We start from the raw sequence: 24,408 nt of genomic DNA, 5'->3' as shown, positions 1-24,408 counted from the left end.
TGGCACCCGGCACTGACATCAGCCGAGGAAGGAGCGGAGGGATCCGGCGAGCGAGGTGACGAAGGCGTCCCGGACCCCCGCGGGGACGAGGTCGAGGGACAGGTAGGGGTTGAGGTCCTCCAGCTCGACGAGGAGCAGTTCGCCGGAGGGGGCCCGGCAGGCGTCCACCCGCTGGATGCCGTGGGAGAGGGTGTTCCACTCGACGAAGGAGCGGGCGAAGGCCAGGTCCTCGCCGGTCGGCTCGTACGGGCGCAGCTCCCAGCGGCGGGCCGGGTCCGGGGCGTGGAGCGCGTACTGGAAGGTGTCGTCGACGAAGTAGAAGGACACCTCGTACGCGAAGTCGATGCGCGGCTGGATCAGCACCTCCCCGGCCGGGCCGTCGGGCGTGGCGGTGAAGGTGAGGCCGATGGAGTCGGCGCCCTGCTTCGGCTTGACCACGTACTCGGGCACCTGCGGCAGCTCGCCGAGCCGGGCCGGGTCGTCGACGGTCGGGATGACCGGGTAGCCGGCGGCCGTGAGGTCGAGCAGGTACTGCTTGCCGGCCATGTCGGCGCGGCCGGTGAGGGGGTTGTAGACGGCCGTGCCCGCGGCCAGGGCGGCGGCACGGAAGGCGTCGTACTCCTCCTGGTAGTGCAGGACCGGGCCGCTGTTGCGGACGATCACGGCGTCGAAGCCGGGCATCAGGGCGCGTGCGTCGGCGGGGTGGCACAGGGCCAGAGCGAAGTGCTCGCGCAGGCGCGAGGTGAGGAATATGTCCTCGTCGCAGTAGCGGCGGCCGCGTGCGGGGTACGCCAGGTCGGTCACGTAGAGCAGGGGCATGAGGGCAACCTATCGCGGGCACCGATGAGCGGATGAAATACCTCGTTCGGGACAAAACGCCGACCATCGGGGACGACTGACCATCGGGGACGGCGGCTGGATCGAGGGCGACTGAGTACGCGGCCCGGGGGAAGTGAGCATCCGCGCTCATGCCGCGGCGGCGGCCGGCGGCGAGGATCGTGGACGTCGACGTCGACGTCGACGAGACCACGAGAGCACGGCAGCACAGCAGCACAGCAGCACAGCAGCACGAGACCACGGCCCGAGGAAGGAACCCACGGTGAACCCCAGCACCCACGCGGCCCTGTACGGTCCGCGGCAGCCCGCGCGGCCCGTCCGCAGGGAACGGCCCGCCGTCGTCGTGCTCGCCGCCCTGCTGTGGGTGGTCACCGCCCTCTCGGTCTCCCTGGTCGGCGGCCTCGCCTGCATCGCGCTGCTCTGGACCGCCGCGGCCGGGGAGCCCGTCGCCGGCCTGGTGCTGCCGGTCCTGCTGATCCCGGCGGGCGCCGCCGGGATCACCGCCCTGGCCCGTGCGCCCCGGGTCCGTGACCTGGCCGCGTCCACGCGGATGCTGCTCCTGGGCGCGGTGGCGTGCCCGGTTCCGACCGCTCTCGCGGTCTGGTTCTGGACCCTGTCCGGCTGACCGGCTGCCGGACCGGCCGGGCGTCAGCGGCCCAGGCGGCGGTCCTTGAGGGCCGGGAACTGCGCGCGGGTGTCGGCGACCCTGGCCGGGTCCAGGTCCACCGTGAGGACCTCCTCGCCGGGACCCGCCTCCGCCAGGACCTCGCCCCACGGGTCCACGACCAGACTGTGCCCGGCCTGTTCGACGCCCGCGTGGGTGCCGGCCAGCCCGCACGCCAGGACGTACGACTGGTCCTCCACGGCGCGCGCCCGGTTCAGCAGCGTCCAGTGCGCGCGGCGGCGCGCGGGCCAGCCGGCGGCGACGATCATCGTGGTGGCCCCGGCGTCGACCAGGCCGCGGAACAGCTCCGGGAAGCGCAGGTCGTAGCAGGTGGCGATGCCGAGGGTCTGCTCCGGCAGCTCCACCGTGGTCAGCGAATCACCGGCGGACATGAGGACCGCCTCGCCCTGGTCGAAGCCGAAGCGGTGGATCTTGCGGTAGGTGGCGGCCAGCTCGCCGGCCGGGGAGAGGACCAGGGCGGTGTTGTAGAGGGAGCCGTCGCCCGCGCGCTCCACGACCGAGCCCGCGTGCAGCCAGACCCCGGCGTCGGCCGCCGCCTTCGACATGACCTCGTAGGTCGGCCCGTCCAGCGGCTCGGCCTCGGTCTCGAACTGCTCGTAGGCGAAGGCGCCGACCGTCCACAGCTCGGGCAGCACGACGAGATCGCAATCGTCCTGTTCCCGTACGAGATCGGCCACGCGGGTGCGTCGGGAAGATACCGACTCGCCCTCGTTCACTGCGATTTGGATCAGCGAGGCGCGCACATTACCACCGTCCTGGCGTTCAAGCCGTCAACTCGGGCCTATGAATCGTCACACGAAAGCACTGCCGGGGTGCTCACAGGCAGCGTAGTTTTGGAAACTGAGTCCACCGCTTCCGAAACGCGCCACTGAACGACGCCACTGAACAGCACCGCGAGGGGTCCCGTTGACCGTCCATCCGCATCCCAGTCTTCAGCCCTATGCCGACGCGTGGACGCACTCGATCGAGGCGATATCCGAGCTGGTCCTCCCCCTGACGGAGGGCGAGTGGAACCGGGCGACGCCGTGCCCGGGCTGGTCGGTCCGTGACGTCGTCTCCCACATCATCGGCATCGAGTGCGAGCAGCTCGGGGACCCCCGGCCGATCCACACCGTGGCCCGGGACCTGCGACACGTGGTGGACGAGTTCAGCCGGTACATGGAGGTGCAGGTCGACGTGCGGCGCCACCACACCGCACCGGAGATGACCTCGGAGCTGGAGTACACCGTCATCCGCCGCGCGCGGCAGCTGCGCAACGAGAAGCGGGATCCGGACACCATGGTGCGGGGGCCGCTGGGCGACCAGGTGACCCTGGAACACGCGCTGCGGCTGAGGGCGTTCGACGTGTGGATCCACGAGCAGGACCTGCGGTGGGCGCTGGGGACGCCGGGGAACTGGGACTCACCGGGCGCGTACGTGGCGCAGGACATCCTGCTGGCCGGGCTGCCGAAGGTGGTGGCGAAGCGCGCGGGGGCCCCGGCGAACTCGGCGGTGGTGATCGACGTGCACGGTCAGCTGGAGTTCATGCGGACGGTACGGGTGGACGCGGACGGCCGCGGCACGGTGGACAAGTCCCCGTCGCTGGGCCCGGCGGTGACGCTGACCCTGGACTGGGAGACGTACGTCCGGCTCGCGGCGGGCCGGGTACGGGCGCACACGGTCGCCGACCGGGTGAAGGTGGAGGGTGACGCACAGCTGGCGGAGGCGATCCTGACGCAGTTCTCCGTCACCCCGTGACCCTGTGCCCCACCCCGTGACCCCGTGACCCTTTCACGCCGTGACGCCGTGCGCGGGCCCGGTCCGGCGCCGCTCCGGACGGAGGCGGCTACGGCGTCTCGCGCCCCGCTGTTCCCGGCAGGGGACACGCGGTGGGGCGCGGCTGCGGCTGCGTCCCCGGGCCGGGCACCCGCGAGGCCGCCGCACCGGTCACCGGTGCGGCCGGCCCGCCCGGGGCCGTGGCGCGGCCGCGGTCGGCCTCGCGGGCCAGTGCACGCCGCCGCAGGCCGAGGATCCGGCTGACGCCGAGCGCTTCGAGCACGAAGACCGCCGAGAAGGCGATGCGGTAGTCGTCGCCGGTGGCGTCCAGCAGGAGGCCCACCGTCAGCAGGGTGGTCATGGAGGCGATGAAACCGCCCATGTTGGTGATCCCGGAGGCGGTCCCCTGACGTTCGGGAGGGTTGGCCGGGCGGGCGAAGTCGAAGCCGATCATCGACGCGGGGCCGCAGCCGCCCAGCACCAGGCACAGGGTGATCAGCAGCCACATCGGGGCGTGTCCGCCCGGGTACGCGAGGACCGCGCCCCACAGCAGGGCCGTGAGGCCGACCGTCCCCAGGGCGAGGGGTATCCGCGCGGCCTGGCGGCGGCCGATGATCTGGCCGTAGACCAGCCCGAGCGCCATGTTCGAGGCGACGACCAGCGTCAGCAGCCCGCCCGCGGTGCTCCGGGTCAGTCCCTGCGCCTCGATCAGGAAGGGCATGCCCCACAGCAGCAGGAACACCATCGCGGGGAACTGCGTGGTGAAGTGCACCCACAGCCCGAGCCGGGTGCCCGGTTCGCTCCAGGACTCCTTGATCTGGCGGCGCACGAAGCCCGCACCGCCGGTCCGCGCCCGCGGCGCCGGCTCCTGTCCCTCCGGGTGGTCGCGCAGGAACAGCACCAGCGGCACCAGCACCACCAGCCCGGCCGCCGCGCTGCCGGCGAAGGCCGCGGTCCAGCCGATCCCGTGCAGCACGGGCGCGAGGACGAGCGTGGAGACGAGATTGCCCGCCATGCCGACCAGCCCGGCCAGCTGGGCCATCAGCGGCCCGCGCCGGGCCGGGAACCAGCGGGTGCCGAGCCGCAGCACGGATATGAAGGTCATCGCGTCGCCGCAGCCCAGCAGCGCGCGGGCGGCGAGCGCCATCTCGTAGGAGGGGGAGAGCGCGAAGCCGAGCTGACCGGTGGTGAAGAGCACCGCGCCCAGCGTCAGCACCTTCTTGGTGCCGAGCCGGTCCACCATCAGGCCGACGGGGATCTGCATGCCCGCGTAGACCAGGAGCTGGAGCAGGGAGAAGGTGGCGAGGGCGGAGGCACCCACGTGGAAGCGGTCCGCCGCTTCGAGACCGGCGACCCCCAGGCTGGTGCGGAAGATCACCGCCACGAAGTAGACGGAGACGCCGATGCACCAGACGGCGACGGCCTTGCCGCCGCCCGGCGGATCCTCCGGCCCGGCGCCCCGGGCCGCCGCGGTGGCGCCCGTCGGCCCGGCGCCCGTCGGCCCGGGGCCCTTCGGCGCGAGGCCCTTCGGCCCGGCGCTCACAGGCCCGGCCCCCGCACCAGCGACTCGACCCGGCCGATGTGCCCGCGGACCGCGGCGGCGGCCGCGACGGCGTCCCCGGCCCGCAGCGCGTCCAGGATCTCGGCGTGCTCGGCCAGTGTCCGCTCCAGCCGGTCGGGGTGGGCGTGCAGCAGGGCCACGCCCATCCGCAGCTGCCGGTCCCGGAGTTGGTCGTAGAGGCGGCACAGGATCTGGTTCCCGGCGCTGCGCACGATCTCGGCGTGGAAGCCGCGGTCCGCGGCCATCATCGCGGCGAGGTCGCCGGCGGCGGCGTGCCGGCGCTGTTCGCCGAGCAGCGCCTCGAGCCGGTCCAGCAGACCGGGCGGCGCCGGCACGGCCCTGCCTACGGTGAACTCCTCGACCAGCAGCCTGGTTTCCAGGACGTCGTTGATCTCCTGCGCGGAGACCGGCAGGACCAAAGCGCCCTTCTTCGGGTACAGCTTCAGCAGCCCCTCGGTCTCCAGGCGCAGCAGCGCCTCGCGGACCGGTGTCCGCGACACCCCCACCGCTGCGGCGAGTTCGCCCTCGGTGAGGAGGGTGCCGCCCTCGTAGCGCCGGTCGAGCACGCCGTGCTTGACGTGGCTGTAGACGCGGTCGGCGGCGGTCGCGGTGCTGGTGGCGGCGGGCATGCGCACAGCATAGATACAACAGAGGTGCAACCTGGGGTCCGGTCCGGGATGTGGACGACGCGGACGGGGCGGACGGGGCGGACGACGCGGACCGGCGGCCCCGCGTGGCAGGACCTCCGCCGCACCGCGTCGTCGTCCCGTGGCAGGAGGCGCCCCCGGGGCTTCTCCGACCTCGCCCGCGCCCGCCTGCACCGAAGGATGTACCGCGCCTTCGTCCGCCCGCACGACGTACCCGGCCCGGCGCGCCGGGAGCCTGAAGTCATGGCCGACACACTCGCCCCGGTGGTCCGTACGACCACCCGGCTCCCCCTGCTGGACGTCCTGCGCGGCGCCGCCATCCTCGGCACCCTCATGACCAACGTCTGGATCTTCGCCTCCCCCGGCTCGGAGTGGAGCGTGCTCCAGGGCGGTCTGGGGGCACCCGACCCGATCGCGGACCCCTCCGCGGCGAACGTCGCCGAAGCCGTCTTCCGCTTCCTCGCCGACGGCAAGTTCCTCGCCCTGCTCACGGTGCTCTTCGGGGTCGGCCTGGCCATCCAGTACGACTCCGCCGCCCGCCGCGGCGAACGGTGGCCCGGCCGCTACCCGAAGCGCGCCGCCTTCCTCTTCGTCGAGGGCACCGTCCACTTCGTCCTCGTCTTCGCCTGGGACGTGCTGATGGGGTACGCCGTGACCGCCCTGCTCGTGGCCTGGCTGCTGGCCCGCTCGGAGAAGGTGCGCCGCGCGGCCATGTGGACGGCCGCCGGCGTGCACCTGTCGCTGGTCGCCCTGGCGACCCTGGCCGCGACGGGCACGGCCGACTCCGCGCCGGACGGGCCCGAGGCGGCCGCCGTCGAGCTGTACGCCCGCGGCGGTTACCCGGCCCAGGTCGCCTTCCGCCTGGAGAACGCCGTCGCCCTGCGCATCGAGCCCGTCTTCTCCTTCGCACTGCTGGTCTTCCTCTTCCTCCTCGGCGTACGGCTGCACCGCGCCGGCGCCTTCACCGACACCGCCGAAGGCCGCCGCATCCGCACCCGGCTGGCCGCCTGGGGCCTGGGCCTCGGGCTCCCGCTGAACGCCGCGGCCACCCTCGGCGGGGACGACTTCTTCCTCCTGGGCCGCTACGGCGCCGCGCCGCTGCTCGCCCTCGGCTACCTGGGCCTGATCGGCATGGCCCTGGACCGGCTGTGGATCCCGGCGACCGTGACCCGCGCCCTCGGCTCCGTCGGCCGCACCGCGCTGTCCTGTTACGTCGCCCAGAACCTGCTGTGCATGCTGCTCTGCTACGGCATCGGGCTGGGCCTCGCCGACCGGCTCGGCGGCAGCGGCCCCTGGTGGGTGATGGGCCTGTGGGCGGGCGTCGGCCTGGTGCTGGCCGCCGGGTCCCGGCTGTGGCTGCGCCGCTTCGACCGCGGCCCCCTGGAGGCCGTGCAGCACAAGGTCCTCAGCCCGCGCCGCCGCTCCCCGGCGTGACCCCGCCGCCCGGCGTGACCTCGACGTCCAGCACGTACTCGTCGTACGGCGCCTCGTCCGGGTAGGGCGGCCGTACCTGCGCGAAGCGGATCCTGGCCCGGCCCCCGCCCGGGGGCCGGGCCCTGACGACGTAGCGCAGCTCCACCGCGGCGCCCGGAGCGGCGCCGGGGGCGGCCGGCCACGGCCCCGGCGCCACCGACACCAGGTCCGCGTCCCCCGTGACCCGCCAGGTCCACACGTACCCGCGCGCGCCCCGTCCGGTGAGCCGCACCGCGTACGTCTCACCGGGACTCAGCACGACCCTGCGTACCTCCACGGCCGCCCCCGGTCCTCTCAGACGGGGCCGATCACCGGCCCTTCGTGCCAGCCCGCGCCGTCGCGCCAGTAGTGCTGGAGGCGGCGGTCGGTGCGCAGGACGACGACTTCCAGGTTGAACCCGAAGCTGCCCTGGAGCATCCCGGTGACCGCGGCGACGTCGTGGCCGAAGACCGCGCTGCGCCGCCACGGGGAGCCGCCCGCGTTGCCGCGCCACCAGTGCTCCACCTGCCCTCCGGCCACCGCCACGCACAGCTCGTAGTTCCCGGCGGTGTCCTCGTCGGCGGCCCCGTACTGCCCCTCGATCAGGCAGGGCGCGCAGATGGCGGGCGTACCGCTGCCGAAGACCTCCCCGGCGCGCCAGACGAAGCCGTTCGGGTCGTCGCGCCACCACAGCTGCATGCGGCCGTCGGTCCGGGCGGCGACGAGGTCGAGGTGGCGCGCGCGGGTCTGGACGAGCGCGGGGCCGTAGTGGGCGATGCCGGAGGCGAACCGGCCGCCGTCGTTCCAGGTCCAGGGGGCGCCGTTGATCCGCCACCAGTGGTTCAGGCGCCCGTCGGCGGTGCGGACCACCACCTCGAAGTTGCCGGGCTTGCCGTAGTCGCTCTGGATGAACGCCGGGGTGGACCCGATCGCGGCGTCCCCCGGGCCGAAGGCACCGCCGTCGCGCCACACTCCGGCGGACTGCTCGTAGTACCAGTGGCGCAGCCGGCCGCCCGTGGTCACGTGCAGGGACTCCATGTTGCGGTTGTAGGTGGTCCCGGTGAAGGCCGGCTGGCCGGAGGCGTCGTGGGCGAAGGTGCGCGCGCGGGCCCACGCGAAGGGCGCGTCGCCCTCGCGCCACCAGTGCTGGAGGCGGGCGCCCGTGGTGGTGGCGAGGAGCTCGAAGTTGCGGTGGGCACGGCCGTTGCCGCTCTCGTAGACGTTGCCGGTGTGCAGGCGGCGCTTGGTCCACGGGTCGGGGTTGGTGCCGCGCAGTCCGCACTTGGCCCAGTAGTCGATGTTGACCTCGCCGTAGGCGATCCGGCCGTAGCCGCCGACGTGGTAGCCGGTGCCCCAGGAGTTCTTGAACAGCCAGCAGCCCGCCGCGTCGTCGTAGCCGACGACCAGGACGCAGTGGCCGCCCGCGAGACGGTCGCTCGTACGGTGGTAGACGCCGGAGCCGAGGCCGAAGAAGTCGTCGTAGACGTCGAAACAGGCCGTCAGCGGGCCGACCGTGTCCAGCCACACCTTCTGCTGCTCGACATCGCCGAGCCGGACGTAGTCGGTGACCCTGACGGTCCGGCCGGAACGGTCCCAGCTGGGCGTGTACTCGGCGCGCCAGGCGTCGCGGCGGGCGGCCGGCAGCCCGGCCGGCGGGATGCTGTACGGCCAGCAGTCCGGGTCGGCGAGACCGCCGTTCGCCGTGATCCAGTCGAGGGCGGTCTCCGGGTTGCTGCCCTGGCCGCAGCTGAAGCGCAGACCGTCGTGGACGTCCCCCTCGGAGCGCTCCGCCCACACGTCGTGCTCGATGCGGGCCATGGACTCCACCAGGCCGGCGGCTCCGAAGGCCCAGCAGGAACCGCACGGGTTCTGGTCCTTCACCTTGGTGATCCACGGCCAGCCCCAGCGGTTGCGCCAGTCCACGGCGGCCGGCCGGGCCCCCGCCGACGGCGTCCGCGGCGTGGCGGCCAGCAGGCCGTGGGCGGCCCGCCGCCGGGTGAGGTGCGGGTTGCCGCTGGGGTGCCCGATGAGCCCCGGCAGGTCGACCGGGCCCACGGCCCCGGCGGGCGTCAGGTTCGCCCCGGGCTCCAGACCGAGCGAGGGCCGCGGTACCGGCTCGTCGTCAGCCAGGTGCTCCAGCACCGACCAGCGCGCCCCCCGCGCGATCAGCTGCGCACGCAACTCCCCCACCGATTGAACAGACTCCTGCGGCATGACGGCCCCCCGGCTGCAACCGTTCGGATCAGAGATCCGGGGAGCGTCCCTCCGCCGCCGGAGGCCGTCAAGGGGGTCCGCACGGTCGCGCGGTGGCACAAGGGGAGCGTGCCCCCACCCCCACCCGGACCCGCCTCCAAGGGAGCCGGAACGGGCCCGGTCCGGCCGGGGAGGGGTCCGTATAAGGTCCCCGTATGGGCACCTGGATCGCGCCGAGCGTCATCGAGAGAGAGCTGTACGAGGCCAAGAACGCCGGCGACTGGGCCGCGTACTTCGATGTGCTCGCCCGCGCCCAGCTCTACCTGGTGCAGCCCCGGGTGCAGTCCGACGCCCACCCCGGCTCGGTCTTCTTCCACCCCACCCCGGACCGCATGATCGTCGTCCGCACCGCCGGCATGCTGCCCGCGCCCACTCCCGAGACGGTCTTCGAGTCCCGCAGCCTGGGCTGGTTCTCCACGGTGTGGGCCGCCGGCGATCCCGCCTTCCTCGCCGTGAACCCGGGCTCCCCCGCCGAGGCCTACCTGACCACCACCCCCGCCGACCTGGCCCGCTGGCGCGCGCACGCGGACGCCGCGCCCTGCTACGGCCTGCCCGGCGGCAAGGTCCACGCCCTCTTCACCGGCGGGCCCCTGCACGGGGACATCGCCCACGGCCTCGCCGTCGGCGCGCATCTCGCCGTCACCAACGGCGAGTTCTGGAACGCCCTCGCCTACCACGGCAGCGGCTACCAGCACGAGCGCCGCCGGGTCGCGAAGAGCTGGGGCATCACCGACCGGGCCGACTGGCTCGCCACGCTCGAAGAGCTCCTGAACACCACGGTGGTCAGCCCCGTCTGGGAGTTCGCGCTGCGCGTCCGCCGCGTCCTCGCCTCGGACTTCGCGGGACCGGTGGACGTGGAGCACTGGCGGCACGCCGCCGAGGCGAGCATGCGCCGCAACGCCGAACGCGCCGCCGAGCCGCAGCTCACCCCCGACGGGGTCACCGTCGCCCGGCCGCGCCCGGCCGCCGAGGTCGAGGGGGAGATAGCCGGCGTCAAACGCCTCATCGGCCGGATAGCCCGCTACGAACAGCGTTTCCGGGCCGACGGACTGCTCCCCGAGGACGGCTGGGTCCGCTCCGTCGAGGCCTGGGACCTCGGCCGCGCCTCCCAGATGGCCCGCTGGGGCATCGGCTGCCGCTACGGCACCCTGCACGAGGCGGAGAAGGCCGTGCTGCGTGCCGGGGAGTCGGCCCGCGGCACGTACCGCTCGTGGGAGGAGTTCTCCGCCGGGTACGTGCTCGGCCGGTGCCTGCACTTCGACGAGGAGGAGTTCGGCACCTGGTACACGGGCGCCCTCGCCGCCCACGTCACGCTGACCACCGACCCCGCCAGCCCGTGGCGCAACATCCCTTGGAAGTGCCCGGCCTCGGGACCGGCCTCGGGGACCGGCTCCGGAACCGACCTCGGGTAGTCGGCGGCCGGGCCGGAATCCGACCGCGGCCCGCACCACCCCGCAACTACGCTCTGTTTCATGACTGTTGAGCTGAACGAAACCGTGCGAGGCCTGCTCGACGCGCCGCACCCCGCCGTCCTGTCGACCATCAACCCCGACGGGAGCCCGCAGAGTTCGGTGATCTGGGTGACCCGCGACGGCGGCGACCTGCTGATCTCCACCGAGCAGGGCCGCCGCAAGGAGCGCAACATCGTCCGCGACGGCCGGGTCGGCCTGACCGTCTTCGACCTGGCCAACCCCTTCCTCTACGCCGAGATCCGCGGCACGGCCACGGTCACCGAGGACGTCGGCCGGGCGGTGGCCGTCCGGATCGCCGAGGAGTACATGGGCCCGGGCGCCGGCAAGGAATACCAGGACGCCCCGGCCGAGGACGTCCGCGTGGTCGTCCGTATCACCCCGACCAAGGTCCTCGGCAACGCCGCCCGCCAGGACTGAGCCCCCCGGGCCCGGCCCTGATGCGCCGGACATCCCCTAGGGCAGGAGGGCCCTGACCTGTGTCCAGGCGTCGACCGAGGCCGACAGCGGGTCGTCGTCCGCGAGGTGGGGGCGGACGGCCGTCAGCCAGGGGATCAGGGACTTGATGCGGCGCAGGTGCCGGATGCGGTGGTGCGGGAGGTCGCGCCAGACGCTGCCCTGCGCCGCCGCCTGCGCCGGGGCCAGGTCGATCAGCGCGAGCAGCTCCCGGCACAGGGCCGCCGGGTCGCCGCCGCGGTCCGGGCCGAACTGCTGGATCAAATAGCCCTGTACGCAGGCAAGTTCGGGCGCCCTGACCAGTTCCGGCATGGCTTCGGCCGCCGCGCAGCGGTGGGTGGCCGTCAGGGCGACCCGGCCCCAGCGCAGCCGGACCTCGTCCGGCAGCCGCTCGTCGCGCATCCGCACGCCGGCCAGGACCCGCAGGGTCCGCGGGTGGGGTTCGTCGTTCAGCGGCGGGGTGGTGGCCAGCCAGGCCTCCAGGTCCTCCAGCGAGTGCCCGTCGGGCGGCACCGAGGTCAGCACCTGCCCGCGGGAGAGCAGCGCGACCATGGCGCCCGTGAAGTGGACCTGCGCGGTGTGTCCGGCGTCGAAGGAGCCGACGGCCCGTCCGTACCGCTCGATGCGGCGCAGTCCCATCCGCGACTCGCCGACGGCGTAGACCTGCCCGGTGCGGGCCGTGCCGCCGATGCAGCGCACCACGCACACGCCACCCGTGACGTCGGCCTCCTCGACCGAGTAGACCTGCAGTTCGGCGATGGACACCCCGGCCCCCTTCCCCGGGCGGCAGGTTACCTCCCGGGGGTGCGGGCCGTGCTCACAAGGAGCCCTGGAGGCAGACGCGGGTGCGGGTGACGGCGGAGGCGGCGGCCGAGAAGCTCAGGCTGCGGCTCGGGCCGGTCACCGAGACCCGCAGGCGCCCGCCGCCGCCCGCGTCGAGGCGTACGAGGTCGCCGCCGTCGGGGTGGCCGGCGGCGAGACCCGTCATGCGCAGGTCCTCCACGCCCGTGAACACGACGAAGAAGCGCAGGGTGTTGTAGGCACCGCGCGACCATTGCGGCTCGGGGCGGTCGGGCAGCCGCCCGGTCTCGAAGCCGAGGGTGACGGAGGTGTCCCGCTCGTCGACGTGCACGTAGTACAGGGGGCAGCCGGACAGCTCGGGCGGAGTGTCGTAGAGCGCCGCCAGTTCGGGCCAGGGTGCGCGGCTCATCAGGCCCTTTCGTAGAAGGCGTTGACGTGGGTCGGCGGCAGCACCGGGTACAGCCGGTCGAGGACCGGCCGGAGGTGGCTGCGCGGCCCGCCGTCCCCGCCGTCGGCGTCGCGCGTGAAGACGCCGATGCCGCCCAGCGACAGCGAGGCGACCGTGGTGAAGGACACCTCGGTGCCGGGCCCGGTGACGCGGACGGCCAGCCGGTTGCGGGGCAGCGCGGTGAGCCGGACGTCCGCCGTCACCGGCGGCCGCCAGCCCTCCATCACGAAGTCCTCGACGTGGCCGAAGCCGATCCGGCACTGGAGCGTGTCCCCGGGGCCGCCGTCCCAGCGGTCGGGGAACCTCGGCAGGTCCAGCCGCAGGACGACCCCCGAGCCCCAGCCGTCCGCGTGCACCGACCTCAGCCGGACGCCCGTCAGCGCGGGCACCTCGTCGTAGTACGGCGCGAGGGCCGGGGGGCCGGGGACGAGGTCGGCCCAGTTCACCGCTCGGGCGCTTCCAGCACCAGGCGGATCTCGGTGACCTGGTAGCCGGCGCGGTCGAAGGCGGCGGCCATCGGCAGGTTCACGGTGTCCGTGGTCGCGGTGATGCGCTCGGCGCCCGCCGCCGCGTGGAATCGGGTGATCTCGGCGAGGACCTCGTCGATCAGGCCCCGGCCGCGCTGCTCCGGTACGACGCCCAGGTAGCCGACGTTGCGGTGGTACGGGGTCGCCGAGGGCACGGCCAGACCGGCGAGGCGGCCGTCGGGCAGGTGGGCCAGGCGCCACCAGGAGCGCTCGCCGGGGCATCCGAGGTAGAAGTCGAAGTCCTCGCGGGCCAGCTGCTCGGCGTCCATCAGCTCCAGCTCGTGCTGCGTGGCCAGGTCGAGGCTGCCGTGGGAGAGCCGGGCGAACGCGTCCAGCATCTCCTCGTCGGTGCCCTCGCGGAAGACCAGCCGGCCGGTGGGCTCCGCCGTCCCGGCGGCCGGCGTCCACTCGTAGCGCAGCCGCTCGATCTCGCGGGTCAGCCCGGTCCGGTGGGCGGCCTCCCGGCGCCAGGCGACCGCCGCGGCCAACTCCGGGTCGTCCCGCCAGCCGCGGGGCAGGGAGATGTTGTAGCCGGGTATCCCGCCGAAGGCGGTGTGGCCGGCGTCCAGCAGCCCGGCGGCGACCCCGGCCGGGTCGGCCACCCCGGCCGCGACCTGGAGGCAGTCGAGCGCGATCGGCTGCTCGCTGTCGGCCCGGCCCCACCAGACGGCGCGGGCCAGGATCCGCCCGTCCTCGTCCTCGGCGGTCCGGATCCACTCCGGGCGGATCCGGTTCGCGGCGAGCTCCTCGCGGATCCTCTCGGCGGTCAGGGCGGGGACGGGGCCGTCGGCCGGATGGGCGACGGCGCGGTCCAGGTCTGCGGGGCCTGCGGTGGCGGCACGGAAGATCATCCGCAGATGATCACACGGCTCGAGGGCGCCGGCCAGGGTTTTCCCCCGCGGGAACGGCCGATGGCCGGTCTCTTCGGGGGAGACCGGCCATCGGTGTCGTGCCGCGTACGCGTGTCCGCTACGACCAGGTGATCAGCCGGCGCGGGTGTTCCAGGACCGCCGCGATGTCGGCGAGGAACTTGGAGCCGAGCTCGCCGTCGATGAGACGGTGGTCGAACGACAGCGCCAGCGTGGTGACCTGGCGGGGCTTGACCTTGCCCTTGTGGACCCACGGCTGGAGCTTGATCGCGCCGACCGCGAGGATCGCGGACTCGCCCGGGTTCAGGATGGGCGTACCGGTGTCGACGCCGAAGACGCCGACGTTGGTGATGGTGATCGTGCCGTTCTGCATGTCGGCCGGGGAGGTCTTGCCGTCGCGGGCCGTGGCGACCAGCGAGGACAGGGACTCCGACAGCTCGCCCAGGGTCTTGGCGTGCGCGTCCTTGATGTTCGGGACGATCAGCCCGCGCGGGGTGGCCGCCGCGATACCCAGGTTGACGTAGTGCTTGAGGACGATCTCCTGGGCCGCCTCGTCCCAGGACGCGTTGACGTCCGGGTTGCGGCGGATGGCGACCAGGACGGCCTTCGCGATCAGGAGCAGCGGATTGATCCGCAAGCCCGCGAGGTCCGGGTCGTCCTTGAGCTCCTGGACCAGCTTCATCGTGCGGGTCACGTCGAGGGTGATGAACTCGGTCACGTGCGGCGCGGTGAAGGCCGAGCCGACCATGGCCTGGGCGGTGACCTTGCGGACGCCCTTGACCGGGATACGGGTCTCCCGCGCCGACGGCTCGACCGCCGGGGCGGCGGCCTCGGCCACCGGGGCCGGGGTCTGGGCCTGCGGCGCGACGGGCGCCGCCGCCGCGGGCGCGGCCTGCGGGGCGATCGCCGCGGCGGCCGCCGCGTGGACGTCCTCCCGGGTCACGACCCCGCCGTCACCGGTGGGCACCACCGAGGCCAGGTCGATGCCGAGGTCCTTGGCGAGCTTGCGCACCGGCGGCTTGGCCAGCGGGCGCTCACCGCCCGGCTGCGCCGGGACCGCGGGGAGCACCGGCGCGGCGGCCGGAGCGGCGGCGGGAGCCGCCGTGCCGTTCTGCGCGGCCGTGCCCGCCGGGGCCTTGCGCGGGCGGCGCTTGGTGGAGGCGGTGGAGACGCCGTAGCCGACCAGCACGGGCTGGCGGGCCTCGGCGACGGGCTCCTCGGCGGCCGGAGCCGGAGCCGGGGCGGCCTCGGCGACGGGCGCGGAGGCCTCCTGGACCGGGGCGTCGGCGGCGGCGCCGGCGGTCTGCACCGAGATGATCACCTGGCCGACGTCGACCGTGGTGCCCTCCTCGAAGAGGAGCGCGTGCACGGTGCCGTCGAACGGGATCGGCAGCTCGACGGCGGCCTTGGCCGTCTCGACCTCGCAGACGACCTGGCCGTCGGTGACCGTGTCACCGGGCTGGACGTACCACTTGAGGATCTCGGCCTCGGTGAGGCCCTCGCCCACGTCGGGCATCTTGAATTCGCGGATGGTCATGGAACGTGGCTCCTCAGTACGCCAGCGAACGGTCGACGGCGTCGAGCACCCGGTCCAGGCCCGGCAGGTACTCGTCCTCCAGGCGGGCCGGCGGGTACGGGGCGTGGAAACCGCCCACGCGCAGTACCGGCGCCTCCAGGTGGTAGAAGCACCGCTCCGTGATGCGGGCGGCGATCTCCGAGCCCACGCCGAGGAAGACCGGCGCCTCGTGGACGACCACGAGCCGGCGGGTCCTCTCCACCGACGCCTGGATCCCGTCGAAGTCGACCGGGGACATCGAGCGCAGGTCCAGGACCTCGACCGACTTGCCCTCCTCGGCGGCCGCGGCCGCCGCCTCCAGGCAGACCTTCACCATCGGGCCGTAGGCGGCCAGGGTGAGGTCGGCGCCCTCGCGCACCACGCGCGACTTGTGCAGCTCGCCGGGGATGGCCTCGGTGTCGACCTCGCCCTTGTCCCAGTAGCGGCGCTTCGGCTCGAAGAAGATCACCGGGTCGTCGCTGAGGATCGCCTGCTGGAGCATCCAGTAGGCGTCGGAGGCGTTCGACGGGGAGACCACCTTCAGGCCCGCGACGTGCGCGAAGAGCGCCTCCGGGGACTCCGAGTGGTGCTCGACCGCGCCGATGGCGCCGCCGTAGGGGATGCGCACGACGACCGGCAGCTTGATCTTGCCCAGGGCGCGCGCGTGCATCTTCGCGAGCTGCGTGACGATCTGGTCGTACGCGGGGAAGACGAAACCGTCGAACTGGATCTCCACGACCGGCCGGTAGCCGCGCAGGGCCAGGCCGATCGCGGTACCGACGATGCCCGACTCGGCGAGCGGGGTGTCGATGACCCGCTCCTCGCCGAAGTCCTTCTGCAGACCGTCGGTGATCCGGAAGACACCGCCCAGCTTGCCGACGTCCTCACCCATGATCAGGACCTTCGGGTCCTGCTCCAGGGCCTTGCGCAGCGACTCGTTGAGCGCCTTCGCGATCGACATCTTCTCGATGGCCATGGTGGTCACTCCCCACCCTCGAAGGACGCGAGGTAGGCGGCGAACTGGGCGCGCTCCTCGTCGACGAGCGCGTGCCCGTCCGCGTAGACGTTCTCGAAGATCGCCATGGTGTCCGGGTCGGGCATGGCGCGCACGGCCTCGCGCACGCGCTTGCCCATGGCCTCGCTCTCGGCCTCCAGCTCCTCGAAGAACGCCTCGTCGGCGCCCCCGGTGGCCAGCAGGTGGGCCTTCAGTCGCTGGATGGGGTCCTTGGACTCCCAGGCCGCCCGCTCCTCGTCCCGCCGGTACTTCGTCGGGTCGTCGGAGGTGGTGTGCGCACCCATGCGGTACGTGAACGCCTCGACCAGGGTCGGGCCCTCGCCGCGGCGCGCCCGGTCCAGGGCCCAGCGGGTCACGGCCAGGCAGGCCAGCACGTCGTTGCCGTCGACGCGGACGCCGGGGAAGCCGAAGCCCTGCGCGCGCTGGTAGAGCGGCACGCGCATCTGGCGCTCGGTCGGCTCGGAGATCGCCCACTGGTTGTTCTGGCAGAAGAACACCACGGGGGAGTTGTAGACGGCGGAGAAGTTGAAGGCCTCCATCACGTCGCCCTGGCTGGACGCGCCGTCGCCGAAGTAGGCGATCACGGCCGCGTCGGCGCCGTCCTTGGCCACGCCCATCGCGTAACCGGTCGCGTGGAGCGTCTGCGAGCCGATGACGATCGTGTAGAGGTGGAAGTTGTTCAGGTTCGGGTCCCAGCCGCCGTGGTTCACACCGCGGAACATGCCGAGCAGGTTGGTCGGGTCGACCCCGCGGCACCAGGCCACACCGTGCTCACGGTAGGTCGGGAACACGTAGTCCGCGTCGTTCAGCGCCCGTCCGGAGCCGATCTGCGCGGCCTCCTGGCCGAGGAGCGAGGCCCACAGGCCCAGCTCGCCCTGACGCTGCAGGGCGGTCGCCTCACCGTCGAAGCGGCGGGTCATGACCATGTCGCGGTACAGGCCGCGCAGGTCCTCGGTGGTGATGTCTGCGACGAAGGGGGCGAACTCGGCGTTCTCCGCGTTGTCGACGCGGTCCCCTTCGGGCGTCAGCAGCTGTACGAGCTGAGGTTCAGCGTCCTGCGTCTGCGCGGTGGCAGCGGCGGGCTTGGCGGCGCTCGCCGCACCTGCCGCCCGCTTGGTGCCGCTGCTGCGTCGCGGCTTGCGCGCGGCAGTGCTCTCCACGGTCACTTGTGCTCCTCCGTCGGTCCGGCACCCGGGTTCTCCGGGGTCCAGTGCGGCTCACCTGCATCCGTAACGAGCGCACGGGGTGGGTGCGCGTCGCGTACGGGATTCAGGCGTGACAGGCGTCCCGGCGAGTGCCCTGCGCAATGCACGTTACCCAGTGCGCCGCATAACTGCGAAACCCCGTTTGACCTGCGTTTTTGCTTGGATTTCCAAGTAAATCCGCAGCGGCGGGAACAACCACTGGTCACAGCCTTGCAGGGGCCGGGAACAACGGCACGTTATCCCGGGTAACTCCGGCAGGGAAGGGGTGAGTGTGTGAAACTGACTTGGTGCGCGAAGACGGAAAAATCAAGGTATTCCTCCTGGACGACCACGAAGTGGTCCGTCGGGGCGTCCACGAGCTGCTCTCGGTCGAGGAGGACATCGAGATCGTCGGAGAGGCCGGGACGGCCGCCGATGCCCTGATCCGCATTCCCGCCACCCGCCCCGACGTGGCCGTTCTCGACGTCAGGCTGCCGGACGGCAGCGGCGTGGAGGTGTGCCGCGAGGTGCGCTCCCAGGACGAGGACGTCAAGTGCCTGATGCTGACCTCGTTCGCCGACGACGAGGCCCTCTTCGACGCGATCATGGCCGGCGCCTCGGGCTACGTGCTCAAGGCGATCCGCGGGAACGAGCTGCTCGGCGCCGTGCGTGACGTCGCCGCCGGCAAGTCGCTGCTGGACCCGGTCGCCACCGCCCGCGTACTGGAGCGGCTGCGGGACGGCAAGAGCGGCAGGGGCGACGACCGGCTCGCCAACCTCACCGAGCAGGAGCGGAAGATCCTCGACCTGATCGGGGAGGGCCTGACCAACCGCGTGATCGGCGAGCGCCTGCACCTGGCGGAGAAGACGATCAAGAACTACGTCTCCAGCCTGCTCTCCAAGCTGGGCATGGAGCGCCGCTCCCAGGCCGCCGCCTATGTGGCCCGCCTTCAGGCCGAGAAGCGCTAGGCACGCGGCCGGCAATTCCAATTACCGGACGCTCCGCTCCGGTCGGCGCGGTTCACCGGAACGGGAATCCCGAACGGCTGTGCGGGAGCGTCTTCTGACGGGGCGCCCATGCGAACGGGCCCGGCGGAATTCGATTCCGCCGGGCCCGTCCCCGTACTCACTCCGCGCTGTCGGGTCCCGGCGGCGGCTGGGTCTTGGTCGGCTGCGTGGTGACGGGAGCGCTCTTGGTCGGCGTGGCGGTCGCCGTCGCCGTGGCGGTCCTGGTCGCCGTCGCGGTCGGTGACTGCGTCGCGGTCGCCGTCGGCGACTGGCTGGCGGTCTGTGTCCGGGTGCGGGTCGGCGCCGGCAGGTTGTCGTTGTTCGTCGGCGTGTTGTCCGTGGGCTGGCGCGAGGGCGTGGGGTTGTTCGGCGAGTCCGACGCACTCGGCTTGGCGCTGGGGGCGGTCTGACTCGTCCCCGGGTCCTGCTTCTCGCCGCCCTTGCCACCGCCGCCGCCCCCACCGCTGACGGCGTAGGCCACGCCGCCCGCGATCGCGACGATCGCGAGCACCGCGAACAGCCATACCTTCCAGCCGCCGCCGCTGCCGCCCCGGTTGTCGTAGACCTCGTACCCGCCGCTGTGCCCGCCCTGGCCGCCGGGGGCGCCGGGGAAGGCCGTGCCGTCGTCCGGGTTCAGCGGCGGCACCATCGGCTGCTGGAACTGCGAGGTCGAGGCGTTCGAGGCGTACCGCTGCCCGCCGCCGCCCCCGCCCACGGGCGGCATGGCCGTGGTGGCGGCGACACCGCCGCGCCCGTGCGGCAGCGACATGGTGACCGGGCCGGTGTTCCAGGTACCGGTGTTCGCCCCCTGGTCGTGCAGCATCTGGAGCGCGTACTGGACCAGCCCGCGCATCTCCTCGGCGCTCTGGAACCGGTCGTCCGGGTCCTTGGCGAGGGCGCGCATGACGAGGCCGTCGAGCTCCTGCGGGATGTGGTGGCCCTCCGGCAGCTGCGAGGGCGGCACCGGCGCGTCCTGGACGTGCTGGTAGACCACGGAGAGCGGGGTCTCGCCGGTGAACGGGGGGCGCAGGGCGAGGAGTTCGTAGAGCAGGCAGCCGGTCGCGTACAGGTCGCTGCGGTGGTCCACGGCCTTGCCGAGGGCCTGTTCGGGCGAGAGGTACTGCGGGGTGCCCATGACCATGCCGGTCTGGGTCATCGTCGCCTGACCGCCGTGCAGGGCGCGGGCGATGCCGAAGTCCATCACCTTCACGGCGCCGGCATCGGTGATGATCACGTTCGCGGGCTTGATGTCACGGTGGACGATGCCGTGCTGGTGCGAGTAGGCGAGGGCCTCGAGCACGCCCGAGACGATGATGAGCGCCTGCTCCGGCCCCGGGGCCTCGGCGCTGATCAGCAGATCGCGGATGGTGCGGCCCTCGACCAGCTCCATGACGATGTACGGGACGGTGTTCGGACCGACGCGGTCCTCGCCCGAGTCGTACACGGCGACGACGGCGTGGTGGTTGAGTCCGGCGACGGACTGCGCCTCGCGCGTGAAGCGGGCCTTGGACACCGGGTCCTCGGCCAGGTCGGCGCGCAGCAGCTTCACGGCGACGGTGCGGCCCAGGCGCACGTCCTCGGCGGCGAACACCTCCGCCATACCGCCGCGGCCCAGCCGGTGCGTCATCCGGTAACGGCCGTCGCCCACCAGGCCGCCGTCGCCCCAGTGCTCAGGACCGTCGGTCATCCCGGCGCCGTTTCCCTCGGGTTCGGGTGCCATCAGTCCTCGCCGTCGTCTCTCTCGGCCGCCGCTGCGCGGTAGTCCTCTTCTGTGGTTCTCCGGTGAACGCTACAGCCTCCGAACCGGTCACCGTTCGGACAAGGCCACGGTGTGCACGTGTGGTCACGGAACGGGCACCTGGCTTGACGTGTGCTTGCCCTGGGGCAGACTGGGCGCCAGCCGTGCCCGGCCGGAGGCGCGGGGACACGTCCCGAGGGGAAGCAACAGTCATGAGCCAGGACGGCACTCAGGGCCAGTACGCGGGCGGCTCTCTGGCCGGTGGCCGTTACCAGCTAAGGGACTTGCTGGGGGCGGGCGGCATGGCCTCCGTGTACCTGGCGTACGACTCGGCGCTCGACCGGCAGGTCGCCATCAAGACCCTGCACAGCGACCTCGGCCGGGAGCAGTCCTTCCGCGAGCGCTTCCGCCGCGAGGCCCAGGCTGTAGCGAAACTGTCGCACACGAACATCGTCTCGGTCTTCGACACCGGCGAGGGCGAAGTGACGTTCGGCGGCGGCCGCCCGGACGACGGCGCCGTGATGCCGTACATCGTCATGGAGTACGTGGAGGGCAAGCCGCTCGGCTCGGTGCTCGACGCGGACATCCGGCAGTACGGCGCCATGCCGGCGGACAAGGCGCTGAAGGTGACGGCCGACGTGCTGGCCGCCCTGGAGACCAGCCACGAGATGGGGCTCGTCCACCGCGACATCAAGCCCGGCAACGTGATGGTGAACAAGCGCGGCGTGGTGAAGGTGATGGACTTCGGCATCGCCCGCGCCATGCAGTCGGGGGTCACCTCGATGACGCAGACCGGCATGGTCGTCGGCACCCCGCAGTACCTCTCGCCCGAACAGGCCCTGGGCCGCGGCGTCGACGCCCGGTCCGACCTGTACTCGGTCGGCATCATGCTGTTCCAGCTGCTGACGGGGCGGCTCCCGTTCGACGCGGACTCGCCGCTGGCCATCGCCTACGCGCATGTGCAGGAGGAGCCGGTCGCGCCGTCCTCCATCAACCGGTCGGTGACCCCGGCGATGGACGCGCTGGTGGCGCGCGCGCTGAAGAAGAACCCGAACGAGCGTTTCCCCACGGCCGCGGCGATGGGCGACGAGGTCGCGCGGGTGCTGGGTTCCGGGCAGACGGGCGCGCCGGTCATCGTGCAGGGCCAGGGGCCGCTGAGCAGCGGGGCGGGGGTGTCCTCGGCCGTGTTCCCGCCGGTGGACTCCGGTCTCCAGGCCCCGCCGCCGTCGGTGCAGCAGCCCTACCAGGCGCCGCACACCCCCACGCCGGCCCCGTACGCGCCCGCCCCGCAGCCGCACGCGGCGCAGGGCGGTGGCTACGCCTACCCGCACACGCCCCCGCCGCCGCAGCAGTACGCCCCGCAGACCCCGCCCCCGTACGTGATCTCCCCGTCGGGCACGGCGAGCCCGTCCGGCTCCGGCGGCGGCAAGCGGAACACGCCGGTGGTCGTGGGCGCGGTCGTGGTGGCGCTGCTGGCCGTCGGCGGCCTGATCGCGGCGATCTCGATGAACGGCGACGACAAGGAGAAGGGCGGCACCGGCACCACGGCCGATCCGGGCACCTCGGCGTCGGCGTCCGCGAAGGCCGGGTTCAAGGGGCCCGACGTCTCGCGCACGATCGACCCGAAGAAGTGCTCGGAGCCGGTGAAGCACTACAGCGAGGCCGGCAAGTACTCGGCGCCGGACCTCAAGTACAAGAACCTGCTGTCGGTGAAGGCCTGCATCCAGGCCTCGGGCGGCAAGTACACGATCATCCCCAAGGACGAGGCCGTGTACGGCAAGGACACGGTGCTGGTCCAGTCCCCGGCCGCCGGCGAGAAGATCGACAAGGAGGGCACGGAGTACACGCTCACCGTGTCCACCGGCAATCCGGAGTAGCCGGAGCGGCCGAAGGAGCCGCACGGCGCGGCCCGCACGACACACCGGCATCCCGGGCACCCGATAGGGCGTCCGGGATGCCTGTTTTGCCCCACTATGTAAATCTGAGCGCATCTCGCCGGCTCCGGCGAGCACGCCGGCCGCTCGGGACGGGAGGGGCTCCCCGTGATCCAAGGCTTCCGCCCGTCGCGCTGGCTGGCCTGCGCCGCGCTGACCGCGGCCGCCCTCGCGCCCGCCGCCTCCGCGTACGCCGGACCGCTCACCCCCGCCCACCGGAGCGGAGGGGGCGCGGCGCACGCCGCCCGGCCGGGGTACGTCCCGGCGGCCTCGTCGGCCGCGGGGCGCACCACAGCCGACGAGGCCGACGAGGGCGACGGCCCCCGCGAGGAGCTGGCGGGGAGCGCCGCCGGGGTGGGCCGCGAGCGGCCCGGCCGGCCGGCCGGCGAGCCGGCCAACCCCGAGCTGCTCATCGCCTCCCGGCCGCTGCCGGTGCGCCCGCGCACCGAGCCCGTGCCGCCGCCCGCGCCGCCCTCCGCACCCCCGCCGCCGGTGTCGCAGCCCTCGGCCGCCGACCCGACAGAGCGTGACGCCGTCAGCGCGCTCGGTACCGAGCCGAACGACCGCGCCGCGGACCTGGCCGCGCACATACTGCCGCTGGGCACCGGATTCGCCCTGATGGGGCTGGGTCTGGGCTATCTGGGCGTACGGCTGCGCCGGGGCGCGTAGGCCCGTCCCGCTTCCCGGAAGCGGCCCGACGATGGTTGCCGAGCGTGAACATACTCGGTATACATACCGAGTATGTCGATCCGTCACGGGCTGCTCGCCCTCCTGGAACGGGGTCCTCGGTACGGCTCCCAGCTGCGCACCGAGTTCGAAACCCGGACCGGCTCCACCTGGCCCCTCAACGTCGGGCAGGTCTACACGACCCTCGCCCGGCTCGAACGCGACGGCCTCGTCGCACCCGACGGCGAGGACGCCGCGGGACACACGCTCTACGCCATCACCGACACCGGGCGCGCCGAACTGCGCGAGTGGTACGAGCGCCCCGTCGACCGGGCGAATCCGCCCCGGGACGAGCTGGCCATCAAGCTCGCCATGGCCGTGGGCTCCACGGGCGTGGACATCCGCGCCGTCATCCAGTCCCAGCGGCACGCCACGATCCGCGCGATGCAGGACTACACCCGGCTCAAGGCCACCGCGCTCGCGGCGCTGGAGAGCGGGCAGGCCGGCGAACGCGACGACATCGCCTGGCTGCTCGTCCTGGAACAGCTGATCTTCCAGACCGAGGCCGAGGCGCGCTGGCTCGACCACTGCGAGGCCCGGCTCGTCCGGCTCTCCCTGACGGCCGACCGGAGAGCCGCCGCGCCCGAACCGCCCCAGGCCGCCGCCGACGCCCCGGCCCCGACCACCACCGACCGGCCCCGCACCGCCCGTACGCGGCGCGCCTGAACCACGTTCCAGGGGGGAACCTCATGTCCGACCAGCACCAGACCCGGCAACCCGTCCTGCAGTTGGAGCGGCTCGTCCGCACCCATGGCAGCGGTGCCACCGAAGTGCACGCCCTGCGCGGCATCGACCTCGCCGTCCACCCCGGCGAACTCGTCGCCGTCATGGGCCCTTCCGGCTCCGGCAAGTCCACGCTGCTGACCCTCGCCGGCGGCCTCGACACCCCCAGCAGCGGCCGGGTGCTGGTCGAGGGCACCGACATCACCACCGCGAGCCGCAAGCAGCTCGCCTCGCTGCGCCGCCGCAGCATCGGCTACGTCTTCCAGGACTACAACCTGATCCCGGCCCTCACCGCCGCCGAGAATGTGGCCCTGCCGCTCGAACTGGACGGCACCTCGGCCCGCAAGGCCCGCGTCGCGGCCCTCGCGGCGCTGGCGGAGATGAACCTGGGCGTCCTCGCCGACCGCTTCCCCGACGAGATGTCCGGCGGCCAGCAGCAGCGCGTCGCCATCGCCCGCGCCCTGGTCGGCGACCGGCGCCTGGTCCTGGCCGACGAACCGACGGGCGCCCTCGACTCCGAGACCGGCGAATCCGTCCTCGGTCTGCTGCGCTCCCGCTGCGACGCGGGCGCGGCCGGGGTCCTCGTCACCCACGAGCCGCGGTTCGCCGCGTGGGCCGACCGCGTGGTGTTCCTGCGCGACGGCAGCGTGGTCGACGAAACCATGCGCAGCCAGGCCGACTCCCTCCTCTCCGGGCAGGCGGGCGTCCAGTGACCTCCTCACTCCGGGGCTGGTACCACTCCTGGGTCGCCGCCGTACGCATCGCA

At 73.1% G+C, this 24,408-nt stretch carries 24 protein-coding genes; 10 read left to right on the top strand and 14 right to left on the bottom strand.

Annotated elements, in window-relative coordinates; all coding sequences use genetic code 11:
- Positions 1 to 18 precede the first annotated feature (18 nt).
- Positions 19 to 819, bottom strand: coding sequence for a hypothetical protein (locus tag NRK68_RS17475; RefSeq protein WP_183066456.1), 801 nt, complete (start codon positions 817 to 819; stop codon positions 19 to 21).
- A gap of 280 nt (positions 820 to 1,099) precedes the next feature.
- On the opposite strand from NRK68_RS17475, the gene NRK68_RS17470 reads away from it, so the two are divergent.
- Complete coding sequence (locus NRK68_RS17470; protein WP_183066455.1) at positions 1,100 to 1,462, top strand: hypothetical protein; 363 nt, start codon at positions 1,100 to 1,102, stop codon at positions 1,460 to 1,462.
- A gap of 23 nt (positions 1,463 to 1,485) precedes the next feature.
- On the opposite strand, the gene NRK68_RS17465 is transcribed toward NRK68_RS17470, so the two are convergent.
- A complete protein-coding gene (locus NRK68_RS17465) occupies positions 1,486 to 2,265 on the bottom strand; it encodes a carbon-nitrogen family hydrolase (RefSeq protein WP_183066454.1) in 780 nt (259 codons plus the stop codon).
- A gap of 163 nt (positions 2,266 to 2,428) precedes the next feature.
- Between NRK68_RS17465 and NRK68_RS17460 the strand changes: the two genes are divergently transcribed.
- Entirely contained in the window at positions 2,429 to 3,259 is an 831-nt protein-coding gene (locus NRK68_RS17460; RefSeq protein ID WP_257856171.1) for a maleylpyruvate isomerase family mycothiol-dependent enzyme, read from the top strand.
- An 88-nt stretch (positions 3,260 to 3,347) separates the two neighbouring features.
- Here the strand turns inward: NRK68_RS17460 and NRK68_RS17455 are convergent, their stop codons facing one another.
- Both NRK68_RS17455 and NRK68_RS17450 read right to left on the bottom strand, forming a co-directional pair.
- Positions 3,348 to 4,682: an MFS transporter gene (locus tag NRK68_RS17455; protein ID WP_310941952.1), complete on the bottom strand. Its 1,335-nt coding sequence runs from the start codon at positions 4,680 to 4,682 to the stop codon at positions 3,348 to 3,350.
- A gap of 134 nt (positions 4,683 to 4,816) precedes the next feature.
- Entirely contained in the window at positions 4,817 to 5,467 is a 651-nt protein-coding gene (locus tag NRK68_RS17450; RefSeq protein ID WP_183066451.1) for a GntR family transcriptional regulator, read from the bottom strand.
- A 261-nt stretch (positions 5,468 to 5,728) separates the two neighbouring features.
- On the opposite strand from NRK68_RS17450, the gene NRK68_RS17445 reads away from it, so the two are divergent.
- Positions 5,729 to 6,919, top strand: coding sequence for a DUF418 domain-containing protein (locus NRK68_RS17445; protein WP_183066450.1), 1,191 nt, complete (start codon positions 5,729 to 5,731; stop codon positions 6,917 to 6,919).
- Here NRK68_RS17445 and NRK68_RS17440 read toward each other — a convergent pair.
- Both NRK68_RS17440 and NRK68_RS17435 read right to left on the bottom strand, forming a co-directional pair.
- On the bottom strand, positions 6,891 to 7,235 hold the full coding sequence (locus NRK68_RS17440) for a hypothetical protein (RefSeq protein ID WP_183066449.1): 345 nt from the start codon (positions 7,233 to 7,235) through the stop codon (positions 6,891 to 6,893). The two genes, NRK68_RS17445 and NRK68_RS17440, sit on opposite strands and share 29 nt — an antisense overlap.
- A gap of 17 nt (positions 7,236 to 7,252) precedes the next feature.
- A complete protein-coding gene (locus tag NRK68_RS17435) occupies positions 7,253 to 9,127 on the bottom strand; it encodes a C1 family peptidase (protein ID WP_257856169.1) in 1,875 nt (624 codons plus the stop codon).
- A 218-nt stretch (positions 9,128 to 9,345) separates the two neighbouring features.
- Here NRK68_RS17435 and NRK68_RS17430 point away from each other — a divergent pair, with 218 nt between their 5' ends.
- A complete protein-coding gene (locus tag NRK68_RS17430; RefSeq protein ID WP_183066447.1) occupies positions 9,346 to 10,602 on the top strand; it encodes a DUF1266 domain-containing protein in 1,257 nt (418 codons plus the stop codon).
- Between the two features lie 60 nt (positions 10,603 to 10,662).
- Positions 10,663 to 11,079 (top strand): PPOX class F420-dependent oxidoreductase, encoded by a 417-nt coding sequence (locus NRK68_RS17425; RefSeq protein ID WP_183066446.1) that lies wholly within the window; start codon positions 10,663 to 10,665, stop codon positions 11,077 to 11,079.
- A 36-nt stretch (positions 11,080 to 11,115) separates the two neighbouring features.
- On the opposite strand, the gene NRK68_RS17420 is transcribed toward NRK68_RS17425, so the two are convergent.
- The 7 genes from NRK68_RS17420 to pdhA form a co-directional block, all read right to left on the bottom strand.
- A complete protein-coding gene (locus NRK68_RS17420) occupies positions 11,116 to 11,880 on the bottom strand; it encodes a hypothetical protein (RefSeq protein ID WP_257856167.1) in 765 nt (254 codons plus the stop codon).
- A gap of 52 nt (positions 11,881 to 11,932) precedes the next feature.
- Positions 11,933 to 12,325, bottom strand: coding sequence for an Imm50 family immunity protein (locus NRK68_RS17415; protein ID WP_257856166.1), 393 nt, complete (start codon positions 12,323 to 12,325; stop codon positions 11,933 to 11,935).
- Positions 12,325 to 12,810 (bottom strand): hypothetical protein, encoded by a 486-nt coding sequence (locus tag NRK68_RS17410; RefSeq protein ID WP_183066443.1) that lies wholly within the window; start codon positions 12,808 to 12,810, stop codon positions 12,325 to 12,327. The genes NRK68_RS17415 and NRK68_RS17410 overlap by 1 nt, the downstream gene beginning before the upstream one ends.
- Positions 12,807 to 13,742, bottom strand: coding sequence for a GNAT family N-acetyltransferase (locus tag NRK68_RS17405; RefSeq protein ID WP_183066442.1), 936 nt, complete (start codon positions 13,740 to 13,742; stop codon positions 12,807 to 12,809). Before NRK68_RS17405 ends, NRK68_RS17410 begins: the two co-directional genes overlap by 4 nt.
- Positions 13,743 to 13,860: 118 nt before the next feature.
- The gene (locus NRK68_RS17400) at positions 13,861 to 15,297 is read right to left on the bottom strand and encodes a dihydrolipoamide acetyltransferase family protein (RefSeq protein ID WP_257856165.1); all 1,437 of its coding nucleotides are present in this window, start codon (positions 15,295 to 15,297) and stop codon (positions 13,861 to 13,863) included.
- Between the two features lie 13 nt (positions 15,298 to 15,310).
- Complete coding sequence (locus NRK68_RS17395) at positions 15,311 to 16,291, bottom strand: alpha-ketoacid dehydrogenase subunit beta (RefSeq protein WP_183066440.1); 981 nt, start codon at positions 16,289 to 16,291, stop codon at positions 15,311 to 15,313.
- 5 nt (positions 16,292 to 16,296) lie between these two features.
- Positions 16,297 to 17,496: a pyruvate dehydrogenase (acetyl-transferring) E1 component subunit alpha gene (gene pdhA, locus NRK68_RS17390; RefSeq protein WP_030956672.1), complete on the bottom strand. Its 1,200-nt coding sequence runs from the start codon at positions 17,494 to 17,496 to the stop codon at positions 16,297 to 16,299.
- Positions 17,497 to 17,822: 326 nt separating this feature from the next.
- On the opposite strand from pdhA, the gene NRK68_RS17385 reads away from it, so the two are divergent.
- The gene (locus tag NRK68_RS17385; protein ID WP_183066439.1) at positions 17,823 to 18,482 is read left to right on the top strand and encodes a response regulator; all 660 of its coding nucleotides are present in this window, start codon (positions 17,823 to 17,825) and stop codon (positions 18,480 to 18,482) included.
- Between the two features lie 157 nt (positions 18,483 to 18,639).
- Here the strand turns inward: NRK68_RS17385 and NRK68_RS17380 are convergent, their stop codons facing one another.
- Positions 18,640 to 20,241 carry a protein kinase domain-containing protein gene (locus NRK68_RS17380; protein WP_183066438.1) on the bottom strand — a complete coding sequence of 534 codons (1,602 nt, stop codon included), beginning with the start codon at positions 20,239 to 20,241 and terminating at the stop codon, positions 18,640 to 18,642.
- A gap of 230 nt (positions 20,242 to 20,471) precedes the next feature.
- Between NRK68_RS17380 and NRK68_RS17375 the strand changes: the two genes are divergently transcribed.
- The 4 genes from NRK68_RS17375 to NRK68_RS17360 all read left to right on the top strand — a co-directional run bounded on the left by NRK68_RS17375 (position 20,472) and on the right by NRK68_RS17360 (position 24,355).
- Entirely contained in the window at positions 20,472 to 22,136 is a 1,665-nt protein-coding gene (locus NRK68_RS17375) for a protein kinase domain-containing protein (protein ID WP_183066437.1), read from the top strand.
- 165 nt (positions 22,137 to 22,301) lie between these two features.
- Positions 22,302 to 22,862: a hypothetical protein gene (locus tag NRK68_RS17370; protein ID WP_257856163.1), complete on the top strand. Its 561-nt coding sequence runs from the start codon at positions 22,302 to 22,304 to the stop codon at positions 22,860 to 22,862.
- 72 nt (positions 22,863 to 22,934) lie between these two features.
- Positions 22,935 to 23,585 carry a PadR family transcriptional regulator gene (locus NRK68_RS17365; RefSeq protein ID WP_183066435.1) on the top strand — a complete coding sequence of 217 codons (651 nt, stop codon included), beginning with the start codon at positions 22,935 to 22,937 and terminating at the stop codon, positions 23,583 to 23,585.
- 23 nt (positions 23,586 to 23,608) lie between these two features.
- The gene (locus NRK68_RS17360; protein ID WP_183066434.1) at positions 23,609 to 24,355 is read left to right on the top strand and encodes an ABC transporter ATP-binding protein; all 747 of its coding nucleotides are present in this window, start codon (positions 23,609 to 23,611) and stop codon (positions 24,353 to 24,355) included.
- The last annotated feature ends 53 nt before the right edge of the window (positions 24,356 to 24,408 follow it).

The organism is Streptomyces yangpuensis (assembly GCF_024666385.1).
Classification (GTDB): domain Bacteria; phylum Actinomycetota; class Actinomycetes; order Streptomycetales; family Streptomycetaceae; genus Streptomyces; species Streptomyces yangpuensis.
Note: the sequence above shows the minus strand (reverse complement) of the source record. Positions and strands in the feature narration are given on the sequence as shown.